Source organism: Pseudomonas sp. DTU12.3 (assembly GCF_004124275.1).
Lineage (GTDB): Bacteria > Pseudomonadota > Gammaproteobacteria > Pseudomonadales > Pseudomonadaceae > Aquipseudomonas > Aquipseudomonas helmanticensis.
In genome coordinates, this window is record NZ_CP027218.1 from 4,317,252 (window position 1) to 4,333,612 (window position 16,361).

General features: G+C 60.4%; 12 protein-coding genes and 3 tRNA genes. All 15 read right to left on the bottom strand.

Annotated elements, in window-relative coordinates; all coding sequences use genetic code 11:
• The gene (locus tag C2E19_RS19670; RefSeq protein ID WP_129394703.1) at nucleotides 1-540 is read right to left on the bottom strand and encodes a (2Fe-2S)-binding protein; all 540 of its coding nucleotides are present in this window, start codon (nucleotides 538-540) and stop codon (nucleotides 1-3) included.
• Complete coding sequence (locus tag C2E19_RS19675) at nucleotides 533-3,364, bottom strand: xanthine dehydrogenase family protein molybdopterin-binding subunit (protein ID WP_129394704.1); 2,832 nt, start codon at nucleotides 3,362-3,364, stop codon at nucleotides 533-535. Before C2E19_RS19675 ends, C2E19_RS19670 begins: the two co-directional genes overlap by 8 nt.
• Nucleotides 3,365-3,917: 553 nt before the next feature.
• A tRNA-Asp gene (locus C2E19_RS19680) sits at nucleotides 3,918-3,994 on the bottom strand.
• 91 nt (nucleotides 3,995-4,085) lie between these two features.
• Nucleotides 4,086-4,162, bottom strand: a tRNA-Asp gene (locus C2E19_RS19685).
• 55 nt (nucleotides 4,163-4,217) lie between these two features.
• Nucleotides 4,218-4,293: transfer RNA gene (locus C2E19_RS19690), tRNA-Val, on the bottom strand.
• Between the two features lie 217 nt (nucleotides 4,294-4,510).
• A complete protein-coding gene (locus tag C2E19_RS19695; protein ID WP_129394705.1) occupies nucleotides 4,511-5,287 on the bottom strand; it encodes an SDR family oxidoreductase in 777 nt (258 codons plus the stop codon).
• Entirely contained in the window at nucleotides 5,284-6,495 is a 1,212-nt protein-coding gene (locus C2E19_RS19700) for an O-succinylhomoserine sulfhydrylase (protein WP_129394706.1), read from the bottom strand. Before C2E19_RS19700 ends, C2E19_RS19695 begins: the two co-directional genes overlap by 4 nt.
• Nucleotides 6,496-6,568: 73 nt before the next feature.
• The gene (purF, locus tag C2E19_RS19705) at nucleotides 6,569-8,074 is read right to left on the bottom strand and encodes an amidophosphoribosyltransferase (RefSeq protein ID WP_007913462.1); all 1,506 of its coding nucleotides are present in this window, start codon (nucleotides 8,072-8,074) and stop codon (nucleotides 6,569-6,571) included.
• A 41-nt stretch (nucleotides 8,075-8,115) separates the two neighbouring features.
• Nucleotides 8,116-8,676 (bottom strand): CvpA family protein, encoded by a 561-nt coding sequence (locus C2E19_RS19710; RefSeq protein WP_007913461.1) that lies wholly within the window; start codon nucleotides 8,674-8,676, stop codon nucleotides 8,116-8,118.
• Nucleotides 8,677-8,774: 98 nt separating this feature from the next.
• On the bottom strand, nucleotides 8,775-9,425 hold the full coding sequence (locus tag C2E19_RS19715; protein ID WP_129394707.1) for an SPOR domain-containing protein: 651 nt from the start codon (nucleotides 9,423-9,425) through the stop codon (nucleotides 8,775-8,777).
• A complete protein-coding gene (gene folC, locus C2E19_RS19720) occupies nucleotides 9,409-10,716 on the bottom strand; it encodes a bifunctional tetrahydrofolate synthase/dihydrofolate synthase (RefSeq protein ID WP_129394708.1) in 1,308 nt (435 codons plus the stop codon). Before folC ends, C2E19_RS19715 begins: the two co-directional genes overlap by 17 nt.
• Nucleotides 10,713-11,633, bottom strand: a complete 921-nt coding sequence (gene accD, locus C2E19_RS19725; protein ID WP_129394709.1) for an acetyl-CoA carboxylase, carboxyltransferase subunit beta — start codon at nucleotides 11,631-11,633, stop codon at nucleotides 10,713-10,715. The genes folC and accD overlap by 4 nt, the downstream gene beginning before the upstream one ends.
• A gap of 227 nt (nucleotides 11,634-11,860) precedes the next feature.
• Entirely contained in the window at nucleotides 11,861-12,481 is a 621-nt protein-coding gene (locus tag C2E19_RS19730) for a phosphoribosylanthranilate isomerase (protein ID WP_129394710.1), read from the bottom strand.
• A gap of 65 nt (nucleotides 12,482-12,546) precedes the next feature.
• Complete coding sequence (gene truA, locus C2E19_RS19735) at nucleotides 12,547-13,437, bottom strand: tRNA pseudouridine(38-40) synthase TruA (RefSeq protein WP_372238451.1); 891 nt, start codon at nucleotides 13,435-13,437, stop codon at nucleotides 12,547-12,549.
• Nucleotides 13,438-13,596: 159 nt separating this feature from the next.
• Nucleotides 13,597-16,251 (bottom strand): FimV/HubP family polar landmark protein, encoded by a 2,655-nt coding sequence (locus C2E19_RS19740; protein ID WP_129394712.1) that lies wholly within the window; start codon nucleotides 16,249-16,251, stop codon nucleotides 13,597-13,599.
• Between the last annotated feature and the right edge of the window lie 110 nt (nucleotides 16,252-16,361).

Genomic DNA, 16,361 nt, shown 5'->3' on the forward strand with positions numbered 1-16,361 from the left:
TTAACCCTCCTTGACCAGGCCGAGATCGGTCAGCACGTTGCGGGTGGCGTTGTAATAACGCACGTACCCGGTGCAACGGCAGATGTGATGACCGAGGCTGTCCTCGATGACTTTTTCCAACTGACTTTTGACGATCGGCTGGCGCTGCAGTTTCTCCACCAACACGGTCGCGGCGTTGACGAAACCGGGTGCGCAGTAGCTGCACTGGAAGGCGAACTCGTCGACGAAGCGCTGTTGGATCGGGTTCAGCTCGGTGACCTGGCCGCTCTCGTCACGCTTGGCGTGGGATTCGATGGTGCGGACTTTCTTGCCTTCGAAGTAATGCGCGCCGGTGATGCAGGTGCGTACTTCCTCGCTGGTGCCGTCCGGGTTGTCGACGATCACCACGCAAGCGTGGCAGATGCCCTGGCCGCAGCCCAGACGCGAACCGGTGAGGTTTTTGTATTCGTGCAGGTAGTCGATCATCGGCAGGTCATCAGGGATGTCCACCGGGCCGACGGATTGACCATTGAGGGTCAGTTGAAACGGACGGTTAGCCATTGAGGGCCTCCTTGATGCGCGCTGGAGTGATAGGCAGATCGCGAACACGTTTACCGATGGCATGCGCCACGGCGTTACCGATGGCACCGACAATCGGGATCATCACCACTTCGGCGATGCCTTTGGACGGATCGCTTGGCGAAAGCGCCGGGAGAATCTCCGACGTCTGTTTCCACACGGCAACGTGACGCGCCATCGGCAGACGGTAACGGTTGAAGTTCCAGTCACCCTCCCCCGGCCCGCCTTCGTACAACGGCATCTCTTCCATCAGTGCGTGACCGATGCCCATGGCGATACCGCCTTCCATCTGGCCCTTGACCAACTCTTCGACCAGCACACGACCGCACTCCACCCACGAATGGTGGTTGAGCACTTCGACTTCGGCAGAACCCTTGTTGACCTTCAGCTCGACCAGCGTGGCGACCGGACTGTAGTAAGTCACGGCAGCGTTGTTCAACTGAGTTGCCGGGTAGCTGATGTTCTGGCGATCGAGCAGGTGGAAACCGGCCGTGCTCATCAGCGCTTGCTTGGCTTTCGGGGCACCATCGCCGTACTTCACCGCCAGACCGTCGAGCGGCAGACGCTCGCGCACGCCGTCGATGCTGTATTCAGCTTCGGCCCAACTCCAGCGGTTGAAACCGTGGACGGTGGCAGCGGTGACCAGACCCCGCTCGTGAGCGCGTTTGGCCAGCTCTTCGAAGCTCAACGGCTGCATGCCGTTGGCAGTCAGTTTGCCGTCGACCCAATGCGCATCTTCGCGACGCACCACGTAAGGGTTGGCCTGGCCGCCGAACGGGCCCTGACGCCAGATCTCCAGCGCTGCCGGCCACAAACCGTGGTTGAACAACACGCGCGCCGCTTCACGGGTGGCGTGGCTGAAGTAATACGCCGAGTTGGTCGCCGACGAGGCCGAGGCCAATTTGCCGACCCAACGCGGGTTGCGCAGGAAGTTGTCCTGTTCGGCCTGGCTCATGATGTAAGGGTTGCCGCTGGTGATCAGCTGCATTTCCTTCCATTCGGTTTCGCCAGTCTTCACTTCGTGCGCTGGGCTGCCGAGGAAATCAGCGACGACCAGGGCTTGCGAGGTGGACATGCCGGTGCCGATTTCGATACCGATGTGGCGCAGCGTAATGCGCCCGTCAGCGGTGAATTCGATGCTGGCCATCGGCGCTTCGGAACCGGTACCGAAGTCTTTCTGGCAAATGGCGAAACCAACGCCGTACCAGTTGTCCGGGTCGGCGGCTTCGCGTTGTTTCTTGATCGCGTCGCGGTTTTTCCAGACTTCGTGCACCGAGGCTTTGTCGAGAATCTCGTGCAGGCGCAGGGCACCGGCCGGGATCGCGCCCTGGGTGTTTTTCATGCCCGAACGCAGGGCGTTTTTGCGACGCAGGTCGATCGCATCGACACCGAGACGATCAGCAATTTCGTCGACCATCATTTCGGTCGACGCCATGCTTTGCAGAGTGCCGTAACCGCGCATCGAACCGGCTTCAACGCCACGCGAGTGATAGGCAGTAACTTGCAGATCGTTCTGCGGCATGTAGTAGATCGACTGCGCAGCAGTGGCGCCAACCGCAGCTACCGACGGGCTGTAGTTGATCCGGCCACCACCGTCGACGCTCATTTCCGCGCGGAAAATCTTGAAGCTGTAGTCGCTCTTGTCCACGGCCAATTGGTAGCGGATGTCGAACGGGTGACGCTTGATGCCGCTCTGGAACTGCTCGTAGCGGTCGTTCGCCAGACGCACCGGCACACCGGCGCCGTACAGCGCGGCAAGGGCTGCGTAGTAGACGAAAATGTTGTGGTCTTTGGAACCGTAGCCCACGGTATAACCCGGGTGCATGTTGAGGTTGTCCAGGCCGAAGCGCGACGGCGCGATCATTTTCGCGGTCTCGGTCGCAGCTTCCAATGGGCACTGGGTGGCCACGACGAAGTGCAGGGTCTTGGTTTTCGGGTCGTACCAGCCGTTGCCGTTGTCCGGCTCCATCGCGGCAGGCTCGATCGACGGGGTTTTGTAGCGTTCGTCGAACACCAGCCAGTTGTCTGGCGGGGTATCGATCTCTTTCTTCATGCGGTCGGCGTAGAACAGGCCGCGCTCGGTCAGGTTGCCGTGCAGGTTGGGCTGGGAATTCCACACCGGGCGACGGTTTTTCAGCATCGGAAAGAGGATCGAGTCCTTCAGGCTGGCGAACTCATCTTCGTCGGCCGAGGTCGCACCACCCACACGCACGTAGCGGAAACTGCCATAGGGGTCGCCTTCGTAGAACGGCACTTGTGCACCGTAACGAATCGCCTTGTCATTGAATTTGAGTTTGTTCTTGGCCTGACGGAAACGCTCGAAATCGTTCCAGATCAGGATCGCCACCGGATGACCGATGAACATCGGCACTTTGCCTTCCGGCAGCAGCGGATCCGGCGCGTGCTCTTCCGGGAAGACGATGCCGTCCTTGTCCAGATCAGCGGCGGTGACGATACGGTCAGGCTGCAAGTCGGCGCCGAGCCACGACAGGTCGTAGCCGTCGTAGATGCGGTCAGCCTTGATGGTTTTCAGCAACATGGCGTGGCCTTGCTGCTCAGGCCAGCCCGGCATGTCCTTGGAGCGGATGTCGCGGGCAAAGACCTTGCTGCCGCAGACCTTGGACAGTGCATCGTTACGCTGACGCGCCTTGCCGTTGTTGCCGAGCCATTTCTCGGACGGCACGGTGACGCTGTTTTCCATCAAGGCAGCCAGCGCCTGACTGCTGAGCGGCGTGAGCGTGACGCTCACACCCGCCACCAGCCCGCCCTGGAGGAACGAGCGCCGGGATATATCACGGTTGGACATGGATCATCCTCTGGGCGGTTATACGTCCGCCCTTCTGGTTATCTACTGGGGAATCTCGAGTCTTGCAGAAGCCCTTCTTGGCTAAACGAAAGGCGTGATGACAGTGCAAAGCTGACCGAAAGGTTAACTTTAAAGGTTTCTGCGCTCGCAGCAAACAACCAGATACAAATTTCTGACTAAAGAATCAAAAAAGACAATGCGACGTGGTAGCGCATGAGGTCAATTGACACACCCACCACACACCTGAAAATACAAACGTAACTCCCCCTGCAACAGCTGTAACAGGAGCTGTAACAGGAGCTGTTGTAGGAGCTGTTGTAGGAGCTGTCGAGTGAAACGAGGCTGCGATCTTTTGATCTTTTTTTACGATCAAGATCAAAAGATCGCAGCGTGCCGCAGCTCCTACAGGAGCCGGGTTGCGGGATGGGAGCGGAGGTCAAATTTCAGACACAAAAAACCCCGGTCTTTCGACCAGGGTCTTTGCTATCGATTCCGAATCAACCAAAGGTTGCTTTCGGTGCTTCAAGGCGTTCAGTGGTCCTTGAAGCAGATATGGCGCAGCGGACGGGACTCGAACCCGCGACCCCCGGCGTGACAGGCCGGTATTCTAACCGACTGAACTACCGCTGCGTATCGCTTTGAGCTTGCGCTCAAGTAACTCGTTGACTGCTAGCTTCGGTGCTTGGCAATCGCGAACCAGATAAATCTGATTCGTTAAATATGGCGCAGCGGACGGGACTCGAACCCGCGACCCCCGGCGTGACAGGCCGGTATTCTAACCGACTGAACTACCGCTGCGCGTCGGTGCAGGCACTTTCAGCCTACGTTCTTGCTTAAGCAAGTTCTCGGGGAGTGGTGGGTGATGACGGGATCGAACCGCCGACATTCTGCTTGTAAGGCAGACGCTCTCCCAGCTGAGCTAATCACCCGTTTGCATCTCCGAGGCCGCGAAATTTACGCAGGTAGCGAACCTAAGTCAATAGCAGGATTGAAGTTTTTCTAAAAAAGACGAAATTGTTTCCATCCTGCAAGAGCGCCTTCGCGAGCAAGCCCGCTCCCACAGGGGAATGCATTCCAAATGTGGGAGCGAGCCTGCTCGCGAAGGCGCCAGTCCATTCAACGCAAATTCAGAAGAAAGAACGCGATCTATTCGCTGTAAATCATCTTCTTGGTCATGCCGCCATCGACGACGAATTCCTGCCCGGTGACAAACCCGGCATTCCTCGACAACAACCAGGCGACCATCGCCGCCACATCTTCGACCGTCCCTACTCTGCCCGCCGGATGCTGAGCATGATCGGCTTCAGCCAAAGGCTCAGCTCGACGCGCAGACGGATCGCGCGCATCGATCCAGCCCGGACTGACCGCGTTGACGCGAATCTCCGGCCCCAGGCTGATCGCCAGCGCATGCGTCAGCGCCAGTAACCCGCCCTTGCTCGCCGCATACGCCTCGGAGTCGGCCTCCGACTGTCGCGCACGGGTCGAAGCCAGATTGACGATAGAACCGTTATGCGCGCGCAGATACGGCGCACAATGCTTGGCCAGCAACATCGGCCCACTGAGATTCACCGCCAACACGCGATTCCAGTAAGCCAGATCAAGGCTTTCCAGGGTGATGTTGTGCGGATCAGCCACCGCTGCGTTGCACACCAGCGCATCGAGACGACCAAACTGCCCCAACACCTCGGCAACACCCAACGCAACCTGGCCCTCATCGGCAACGTCCATGGCGATGAACCAGGCGTTTTCGCCCAGCACCTTCGCCACTTTCGAACCGCGCGCACGATCCAGATCGGTCAGCACGACTTGCCAGCCTTCGCTGATCAACCACGCCGCGATCCCCAGACCGATACCGCGCGCGGCACCCGTGACCAGCGCAACGCGGCCATGGGTACCGGCTTTCGGGGTCGACAACTCGATCACAGCGCTGCCAGACCGCGCGCCAGGTCGGCTTGCAGGTCAGCAACGTCTTCCAGACCGACCGCGATGCGGATCAGGCTATCGCGAATACCCGCCGCCTCACGCTCCTGCGGCGCCAGACGGCCGTGGGAGGTGGTGCTCGGATGGGTGATGGTGGTTTTGCTGTCGCCAAGGTTAGCGGTGATCGAGATCAGGCGAGTGGCATCGATAAAGCGCCAGGCGCCCTCTTTGCCGCCCTTGACCTCAAAGCTTACGACCGCACCGAAACCCTTCTGCTGACGCTGGGCCAGCTCGTGCTGCGGATGGCTCTTGAGACCGGCGTAATGAACCTTCTCGATACCGTCCTGCTGCTCCAGCCATTCGGCCAGTTGCTGGGCGTTTGCGCAGTGCGCCTTCATCCGCAGGTTTAGGGTTTCCAGGCCTTTGAGGAAGATCCACGCGTTGAACGGGCTCAGGGTCGGCCCGGCGGTGCGCAGGAAGCCGACGATTTCTTTCATCTGCTCGCTGCGACCGGCTACCACACCGCCCATGCAACGGCCCTGGCCGTCGATGAACTTGGTCGCCGAGTGCACGACGATGTCCGCACCCATTTTCAGCGGCTGCTGCAACGCTGGTGTGCAGAAGCAGTTGTCGACCACCAGCATCGCCCCTTTGGCGTGAGCGATTTCCGCCAGCGCGGCGATATCGACCAGTTCAGCCAGAGGGTTGGATGGCGATTCGACGAACAGCAGCTTGGTATTCGACTTGATCGCCGCATCCCAACCCGAAAGGTCGGCCAGTGGCACGTAGTCGACTTCCACGCCGAAACGCTTGAAGTACTTCTCGAACAGGCTGATGGTCGAGCCGAATACGCTGCGCGAGACCAGCACGTGATCGCCGGCACTGCACAGACTCATCACCACCGCCATGATCGCGGCCATGCCGGTTGCGGTCGCAACGGCCTGCTCGGCGCTTTCCAGCGCAGCAATACGCTCTTCGAACGCGCGCACGGTCGGGTTGGTGTAACGCGAGTAAACGTTGCCCGGCACTTCCCCGGCAAACCGCGCAGCCGCGTCGGCGGCGGTGCGGAACACGTAGCTGGAGGTGAAGAACATCGGATCACCGTGTTCACCTTCCGGCGTACGGTGCTGACCGGCACGTACGGCCAGGGTATCGAACGCTACGCCTTCAAGGTCGCTGTCCAGCCGACCGGCATCCCATTCCTGACTCATGCTGTCACTCCTTGCCCTGTTCGCAAAAATTGAAATTCAGATACAAAACCGGCCCCTCAGGGCCGGTAGAAACTCAGTTGTTGTACAGATCGATGATCGCACTGACCGCTTGAGTCTTGATCTTCGAGGAGTCGTTACGCGCCTGTTCGATCTTGTTCAGGTACGCCTCGTCGACGTCGCCGGTGACGTACTTGCCGTCGAACACTGCGCAATCGAAGTTCTCGATCTTGATCTTGCCGCCACCAACCGCTTCGATCAAGTCAGGCAGGTCCTGATAGATCAGCCAGTCAGCGCCGATCAGATCCGCCACGTCCTGGGTCGAACGGTTGTGCGCGATCAGTTCGTGCGCGCTTGGCATGTCGATGCCGTAGACGTTCGGGAAACGCACAGCCGGCGCCGCCGAGCAGAAGTAGACGTTTTTCGCGCCGGCTTCACGAGCCATCTGGATGATCTGCTTGCACGTGGTGCCACGCACGATCGAGTCATCGACCAGCATCACGTTCTTGCCGCGGAACTCCAGCTCGATGGCGTTGAGCTTCTGGCGAACCGACTTCTTGCGAGCCGCCTGGCCCGGCATGATGAAGGTCCGGCCGATGTAACGGTTCTTGACGAAGCCTTCGCGGAATTTCACGCCCAGGTGGTTCGCCAGCTCCAGCGCGGCGGTGCGGCTGGTGTCCGGAATCGGGATGACCACGTCGATATCGTGCTCTGGACGCTCGCGCAGGATCTTCTCGGCGAGTTTTTCACCCATGCGCAGACGCGCCTTGTACACCGACACGCCGTCGATGATCGAATCCGGACGCGCCAGGTAGACGTGTTCGAAGATGCACGGGGTCAGGGACGGATTGGTCGCGCACTGACGGGTGTGCAGCTTGCCGTCTTCAGTGATGTAGACCGCTTCGCCCGGCGCCAGGTCGCGAATCAGGGTGAAACCGAGCACGTCCAGCGAAACGCTTTCCGAGGCGATCATGTACTCGACGCCTTCGTCAGTGTGACGCTGGCCGAACACGATCGGGCGGATGCCGTGCGGGTCGCGGAAACCGACGATGCCGTAACCGGTGACCATCGCCACAACCGCGTAGCCACCCACGCAACGGTTGTGCACGTCGGTCACGGCGGCAAACACGTCTTCTTCGGTCGGCTGCAGCTTGCCGCGCTGGGCCAGCTCGTGAGCGAACACGTTGAGCAACACTTCCGAGTCGGAACTGGTGTTGACGTGACGCAGGTCGGATTCGTAGATCTCTTTGGCCAACTGTTCGACGTTGGTCAGGTTACCGTTGTGCGCCAGGGTGATGCCGTAAGGCGAGTTGACGTAAAACGGTTGGGCTTCGGCCGAAGTCGAGCTGCCCGCAGTCGGGTAACGGACGTGGCCGATACCCATGTGGCCGACCAGACGCTGCATGTGACGCTGTTGAAACACGTCACGCACCAGGCCATTGTCCTTGCGCAGGAACAACCGGCCATCATGGCTGGTCACGATACCGGCAGCGTCCTGGCCGCGGTGCTGGAGCACGGTTAGCGCGTCATACAGCGCCTGATTGACGTTCGACTTACCGACGATACCGACGATGCCACACATGCGACGCAACCCCTACTTAATGGATCTGAACTGAACAACACTCACTGAGGCGTTTTCGCCGACGGCAAGAGCTGCTCCTTGAACGGAATATCAGCGGGTACGCTGATTCCGCTGGCAAGCCACTGACTGCTCCACCCAAGGATCAGGTTTTTGGACCAATCGGCGACCAATAGAAATTTTGGTACGAGCTGTGATTCTTTCCACCACCCGTCCTGCTGTACCGGCCCCAGGCTCAACAGCCCGACCGCCACGACCACCAGCAACACGCCACGCGCTGCGCCGAAGGCCATGCCGAGGAATCGATCGGTCCCGGACAACCCGGTGACGCGAACCAACTCGCCGATAAGATAATTGATCATTGCGCCCACGATCAGTGTGGCGACAAACATGATGGCACAGCCCGCGATCACGCGAGCCGATGGGGTTTCGATGTATCCGGCGAGGTACTCGGACAATGAGCCACCGAACATCCAGGCGACGACTCCTGCGATGATCCAGGTCACCAGCGATAATGCTTCCTTGACGAAGCCGCGGCTCAAACTGATCAAAGCGGAGATGGCGATGATTGCAACGATCGCCCAGTCAACCCAGGTAAATGGCACAGTGCAGCCTACAGACGGATAAGGCGGCGCATTTTAGCAGAGCGCATGCCTCTCGGTAAGCTGCGATTGTCAGTGCATTTCAATCGAGGCGATAGTTTTCAGCCACGCTCAGGCTGGAAGCGCACGACGAAACCCTTGAGGTTCTGCTGCCGACCCAACAGATCACGCAGACGATCGGCTTCGGAGCGCTCGATCAGCGGCCCGACAAACACCCGATTCTTGCCGTCGGCCGAACGGATATACGCGTTATAGCCTTGGCTGCGCAGGGTTTTCTGCAAGCTCTCGGCACTGGCACGACTCGACAGGCTCGCCAGTTGCACCGACCAGCTCACCGACAGGCCGTTGGCATCGACGCGGCTTTGCGTGGTATCAGGCTTGCTCGACGCAGCCGCGATTGGCTGGGCAGGCGCCGGAATCGACTTGGCCACCGCAGGCGGCGCAGCAGGCTTGGTGATCATGATGGGCGCCGTCGGGGTCGCTGCAACGGGCGCAGCAGGCGCCGTGTCTTCGGCGACTTCTTCATCCGTTGGCACTGGCTCTTGCGGCAAGGCTTGCGGTTCAGGCACGGCCACCGTTTCCATTTGCACCTGCGGCACAACGGGCGCCTGTGGTGCGGCCGGGGCTTCGACAGTCACTTGACGCTGCTCATCCTGACGGGAAAACAGCATCGGCAGGAAAATCACCGCCAGCGCCACCAGCACCAACGCGCCAACCATGCGCTGCTTGTACGCTTTATCCAGCAAAGCCATTTGCCGCTTCCTCCGTGGAGCGCCGGGCCAGCCATTGAAGGGCCTCGGCGACACAATAAAATGATCCGAACAACAGAATCTCGTCGTCGCTGGTCGCTACGGCGCACTGCCCTTCCAGCGCAGCCGCGACACTGTCGTAAGACGTGACCGACGCGCCAAGGTTCTGCAATGCCGCCTGCAATTCAGCCACCGGGCGCGCACGCGGCGAATCCAGCGGCGCCACCGCCCAGTGCTCGACACTAGCATTCAATTCACCGACAACACCATCCAGATCCTTGTCGGCGAGCAGACCAAACACCGCCAGGCGTTTGCCCACCGGTGGCCGCGAGGCCAGACGACGGGCCAGATACTCGGCAGCATGCGGATTGTGACCAACATCCAGCAACAAATTCAGGCGCTTGCCGTTCCACTCGAACGAGCGGCGATCGAGACGACCGACCACGCGAGTCGCCTGCAAAGCAGCGACGATCTGCTGCGCATTCCACGGCAAACCAAGCAACAAGTAAGCCTGCAACGCCAGCGCGGCGTTTTCCATCGGCAGATCCAGCAGCGGCAGGTCAACCAGCTCAACTGCCTGTCCTTGCGCATCGGTACCGCGCAATTGCCAGTGCTGATCAGTGATGCCGAGATCGAAATCACGACCCCGCAGGAAAAATGGACAGGCCAGCTCACGCGCCTTGTCGAGCAACGGTTGCGGCGGATTCAGATCGCCACACAGGGCAGGCTTGCCCTGACGGAAGATCCCGGCCTTCTCGAAAGCCACGGATTCACGGGTGTCGCCCAGATAATCGGCGTGATCGACACCAATACTGGTGACCAGCGCGATGTCGGCATCAACCACGTTGACCGTGTCCAGACGCCCGCCCAGACCGACTTCGAGCACCACAGCGTCGAGTTTTGCCTGTTGAAACAGCCAGAACGCCGCCAGGGTGCCCATTTCAAAGTAAGTCAGGGAAGTGTCGCCACGCCCGGCCTCGACCGCAGCAAAGGCTTCGCACAACTGCGCGTCAGTGGCTTCGACGCCATTGAGCTGCACCCGCTCGTTGTAACGCAGCAGGTGCGGAGAATTGTAGACACCAACGCTCAGGCCCTGCGCCCGCAGCAAGGAAGCCACGAATGCGCAGGTCGAACCTTTGCCGTTGGTACCGGTGACCGTAATCACCCGAGGCGCCGGCTGGCCCAGCCCCATACGGGACGCTACCTGTTGCGAACGCTCCAGGCCCATGTCGATGGCCGACGGATGCAACTGCTCAAGGTAGGCGAGCCATTCGCCAAGGGTGCGCTCGGTCATAGGCCAGCAGGTACCGGCGGAACCACGATCGGCTCGATTGGCGCCGCGACGAATTTCGGCGTCGGCTTGCCAGTCATCTGTGCCAGCAGGTTACCCAGACGCGGGCGCAGTTCCTGACGGTGGATGATCATGTCGATTGCACCGTGCTCCAGCAGGAATTCGCTGCGCTGGAAGCCTTCCGGCAGTTTTTCGCGCACGGTTTGCTCGATCACACGCGGACCGGCGAAACCGATCAGGGCTTTCGGCTCGCCGACGATCACGTCGCCGAGCATCGCCAGACTGGCGGAAACGCCGCCGTAGACCGGGTCGGTCAGCACGGAGATGAACGGAATGCCTTCCTCACGCAGACGCGCCAGTACAGCCGAAGTCTTGGCCATCTGCATCAGCGAGATCAGTGCTTCCTGCATGCGTGCACCGCCGGAAGCGGCGAAGCAGATCATCGGGCAACGGTTTTCCAGTGCGTAGTTGGCAGCGCGTACGAAGCGCTCACCGACGATGGCACCCATCGAACCGCCCATGAAGGCGAATTCAAAGGCCGAAACCACAACCGGCATGCCCAGCAGAGTACCGCTGACGGAGATCAGCGCATCTTTTTCGCCGGTCTGCTTCTGTGAAGCGACCAGGCGATCCTTGTACTTCTTGCCGTCGCGGAATTTCAGACGGTCAACCGGCTCCAGATCGGCGCCCAGTTCGTTGCGACCTTCGGCATCGAGGAAAATGTCGATACGCGCACGTGCGCCGATGCGCATGTGGTGGTTGCACTTAGGGCAAACGTCCAGGGTCTTTTCCAGCTCCGGGCGATACAGCACAGCCTCGCAAGACGGGCATTTGTGCCACAGACCTTCAGGCACCGAGCTCTTTTTGACCTCGGAACGCATGATCGAAGGGATCAGTTTGTCTACTAGCCAGTTGCTCATGCTTTCTTTCTCCAGTACCGGCGGTTCGAACGCTCTGGTTCGCAACCCCGCGTATGCCCTTCAGCTAAATTCATGTGTGTGGCGATGGTGTCTGGGTGACCACGGTCAGCGCGAAACATGACCTGCGTGCCCTCCAGAAACCCTCAGCCGCGCCTGCTTTGTGCAAGTGCATTGATGGACGGCGGCAGACTGCCAGCCGTCACATCAATATCGGAACCGGCAGGTTCCTATATTCCTTTTACGGCGTTAATGAATGCGCGAATCTTTGCGTGATCCTTGATGCCCTTGCTCGCTTCTACCCCGCCGCTGACATCTACCGCGTACGGTTTTACCCGCGCCACGGCGCCTGCGACATTCTCCGGCGTCAGACCACCCGCCAGAATCAGCGGTTTGCTCAAGCCTTGCGGAATCAATGACCAGTCGAACGCCTCGCCGGTTCCGCCGGGCACGCCTTCAACGTAGGTATCGAGCAAAACGCCACTGGCGCTCGGGTAAGCATCGACGGCGGCAGCGATATCATCGCCTGCCTTGACCCGCAGCGCCTTGATGTACGGACGATGCCAGCTTTCGCACTCTTCGGCGGTCTCCTCACCATGGAACTGCAGCAAGTCCAGCGGCACGGCGTCGAGGATTTCCCCCAACTCGCAGCGGCTGGCATTGACGAACAGGCCCACCGTGGTCACAAACGGCGGCAGCGCCTTGATGATCGCCCGCGCTTGTTGCACCGACACTGCGCGCGGGCTCTTGGCGTAAAACACGAATCCGATCGCATCCGCCCCGGCCTCGACGGCGGCCAGCGCATCTTCCATGCGGGTAATCCCGCAGATCTTGCTGCGAACGGCTGACATTTCGAGAAAAACTCCAAGGCAAAATCCGGGAAAGTCCCGGATGGTAACAAAAGCGTTCGAGGGCGTCAGCCGTCCAGTTCGGAGAAACCCGTAAGGAAATGTGGCCCGACAAAACGCTCGGGCAACGGGAACTCATCGTGATACTCGACCTGCACCAGATACAAGCCGTACGGATGCGCGGTCACCCCACCGGAGCGGCGCTCACGGCTTTCGAGGACTTCCTTCATCCACTCGACCGGACGCTCACCCGCGCCAATGGTCATCAATACCCCGGCGATGTTGCGCACCATGTGATGCAGGAAGGCATTGGCGCGGATATCGAGCACGATCATCTTGCCGTGACGGGTCACGCGCAGGTGATGCATTTTCTTGATCGGCGACTTGGCCTGGCACTGACCGGCGCGGAACGCACTGAAATCGTGAGTACCGATCAGGTGCTGCGCCGCCTCGGCCATGCGCTCGACATCAAGCGGACGGTGGTTCCAGGTGATTTCTTCGTTGAGATGCGCCGGGCGAATCTGATCGTTGTAGATCACATAGCGATAACGCCGGGCAATGGCTTTGAACCGCGCATGGAAATGCGCCGGCATCACCCGCGCCCAACTGACGCTGATGTCATGGGGCAGATTGATATTGGCGCCCATCACCCAGGCTTTCAGCGAACGATCGACCTGAGTGTCGAAATGCACCACTTGCCCACAGGCATGCACGCCGGCGTCAGTGCGCCCGGCGCACTGCAACGAAACCGGCGAATTGGCGACTTTCGACAAGGCTTTTTCAAGCTCTTCCTGCACCGTCTTCACACCCGTCAGCTGACGCTGCCAGCCGCTGTAGCGCGAGCCTTTGTACTCAACGCCTAGTGCAACGCGGTAAAAGCCGTCGGGGGCCAGTTCGGCGACCGGGTTATCTATGTTTGCCAAGGTGGGACAGCCTGCTGTTTTTGCAAAGGCGGGCATTATAAGGCCTCAGGATCAAAAGATCGCAGCCTTCGGCAGCTCCTGCACAGAAATCCGCATTCCCCTGTAGGAGCTGCCGAAGGCTGCGATCTTTTGACCTTGAAAACCAAAAAAAACGGCAGCCTTTGTGGGCTGCCGTTTCGTTTACCGCTGGACTGATTACAAGCTCGAGAGCATTTCCTTGGCCTCGCCACGCTGCTTCTCGTCACCCTCGGTCAACACCTCGTTGAGGATGTCACGCGCACCGTCGCTGTCGCCCATGTCGATGTAGGCCTGAGCCAGATCGAGCTTGGTCGCCGCTTCATCGGTGCCGGCAAGGAAGTCGAAATCGTCTTCGCCCAGATCGTCACCCATCGCCGCATCGGCTTCGGTGAAGGTCGGCTCGGCAACCGATTGCGACAGGCGATCGAGCTCAGCATTGACGTCATCCAGCTCCGCTGAGAAGGCATCAGGCTCCGCCGCCGGGTTACTGTCCATTTCGTCTGCCAGCGACAGGTCGAAATCGGCCGGCAATTCCAGATCATCCTGCGGCAAGTCGGCCACGACCGGTGGTTCTACCGGCGACAGGTCTTTCACGCCCTCGTCCAGATCCAGCAGGAAATCGTCGTCCGCCAGGTCAACCGCTGGAGCTGGAGCCGGATCAGCACCGAGGTCCAGATCGAGGTCGAAGTCCGACAAATCGTCGAGGTTCTCTTTGATCTCGGTCTGCTGTTGCAGCACCGATTCGAAGCTCAGATCGTCGTCCGACGGGAATTCGTCCAGCTCGACCGGCGCTTCAGGCTCAACAACTGGCGCAGGTTCTACCGGCGTGATGTTGTCGAGATCGTCCAGACTCAGGTCAAACGCGCTGTCCAGATCGTCTTCCACTGGTGCCGGCGCCGGTGCTTCAGGCTCATCCAGCAGCAAGTCCTTGACGTATTGCGCGTCCAGCTCGGCAGCAACGGCGGCAGCGGCCAGACCGGCAGCAGCGACGACGGCCATGGCCGGGAAGCGGCTTTTCAGTTCTTCGACCTTGGCAAAGTTGTCGCCGTTGGCCACCAACTGACGCTCCTGGCCGACGAACGCATCGCGATCGCCTTGCTGGCCGTAGACTTCCATCAGTTTCAGGCGCAGGTCACTGCGTTGTGGCTCAAGGCTGACGCCCTCCTCCAGCAACGCCGCAGCCTGATTCAGGCGACCGGCATTGATGTGCGACTGGGCCTTGTCGAGCACGTCATCAGAACGCTCGGCGGCCGGCGCTACCAGCGGCGCAGCAATCGGTTCGGCCATTACCACGGGTGCCACGACCGGCGCAGGAGCCGGGGCCGGGGTTGGTGCCGGAGTATTGAGTTTGACGCTGGCGGCAGGTGTTTCCAGACCTTCGAAACTGCTTTCCGGCAGATCCTGTTCGGCGGAGAACTCTTGCTCTTCGGCCAGCGCACGCGCCATGCGCACGTGCTTCTCGGCTTCCTGCTGAGCTTTGCGGCGACGTGCCAGCAACAACAGCAGGAGCAGCAGCACCACCGCACCGCCACCGATCAGACCCAGCAGGATCGGGTTGGTCAGCAGTTCGTTGAACGTCTTCTCGTCATCGACCGCAGGTGTCGGCGCGACCACCGGTTCGGCCGGTGTCTCGACCGGTGGTGCGATCGCCGATTCAGGCGTCGGCGATGCCGCCGCAGCGTCTGCCGGCGTCGCAGGTGGCGTGGCAGCCAATTCGGCGGTGATCGCCGGAACCGCTGCTGCCGCACCATTCGCCGCTGGCGCTGCGCCCGAACCTTCGGCCTGCAACTTCGCCAGTTGATTGTTTTTCAGCTCGATCAGCTTTTGCAGTTTGTCCAACTGACTCTGCAGATCGGTCATGCGGCTTTTCAGTTCCTCGTTGTCACGACGGGTCGTGTCGAGGCTTTCCTGGGTGACCGCCAGTTTGTTGCTCAACGCCTTGGCGTCGCCCGCCGCGCCTTTGCCGCGACCTTTAGCGCTTTCGGCAGAGACCAGGCTGAGGTTGTCCTGAGCGTTTGATGCAGCACCAGTGTTCGCCCGGCCGCGATTGGTCGCATCGAGCTGCTGCTGGCCGCTGCCCGGTTTGGCCACATAACGACGGCCCTGACGCCAGGCTTCGTTCTGCGCCGCCACTTCAGCAATGGCTTTGTTCTGCGGCAACGCGGTACTTTGCACCGCGTCCGGCAGTCGCAAAACCTGGCCGGTTTTCAGGCGGTTGATGTTGCCGCCGATGAACGCGTCCGGATTGAGCGCCTGAATCGCCAGCATGGTCTGCTGCACCGAACCGCCGGTGCGCGCCTTCGCGGCGATTTCCCAGAGGGTATCGCGCGGCGTGGTGGTGTATTGCGTCGGGTGCGTGGCGCCCGTGGTCGGCGCAGCGATGGTCTGCGATGGTGCCGGTTGCGCGGCGGCATCAGCGGTCTGCGGCGAGAACTTCGACGGATCGAGCAGCACGCTGTAGTCGCGCAGCAGACGGCCGTTCGGCCACATCACCTGCACGAGGAATTTCACCATCGGTTCCGACAGCGGCTTGCTCGACGTCACGCGCAGCACGCTTTTGCCGCTGGCGTTGAGCACCGGGGTGAAGGTCAGATCGTTGAGGAAGGCCTGGCGATCAACGCCGGCCTTAGCAAAATCTTCGGCTGAAGCCAGGCTCGGCACCACTTCGGCAGCGGTGAGATCCTTGACGTCGAGCAGCTCGATTTCAGCCACCAGCGGCTGGTTCAGGGTCGACTTCAGGGTCAGCTCCCCGAGCCCGAGGGCATGCGCCATACCGGAGGACAGCGCCGAGGCGGCCGCTATTGCTAACACCAGTTTGCGAACTTGAACCATAGCCTCATCCTTTGTTTGAACGTTCCTCGGCCAGCGAGAAGATATTGATTGTCGCTGCCGTAAGGCATTGCGCGCGACGACGACAGATGTCGCGCGCGATCATTTCTTTG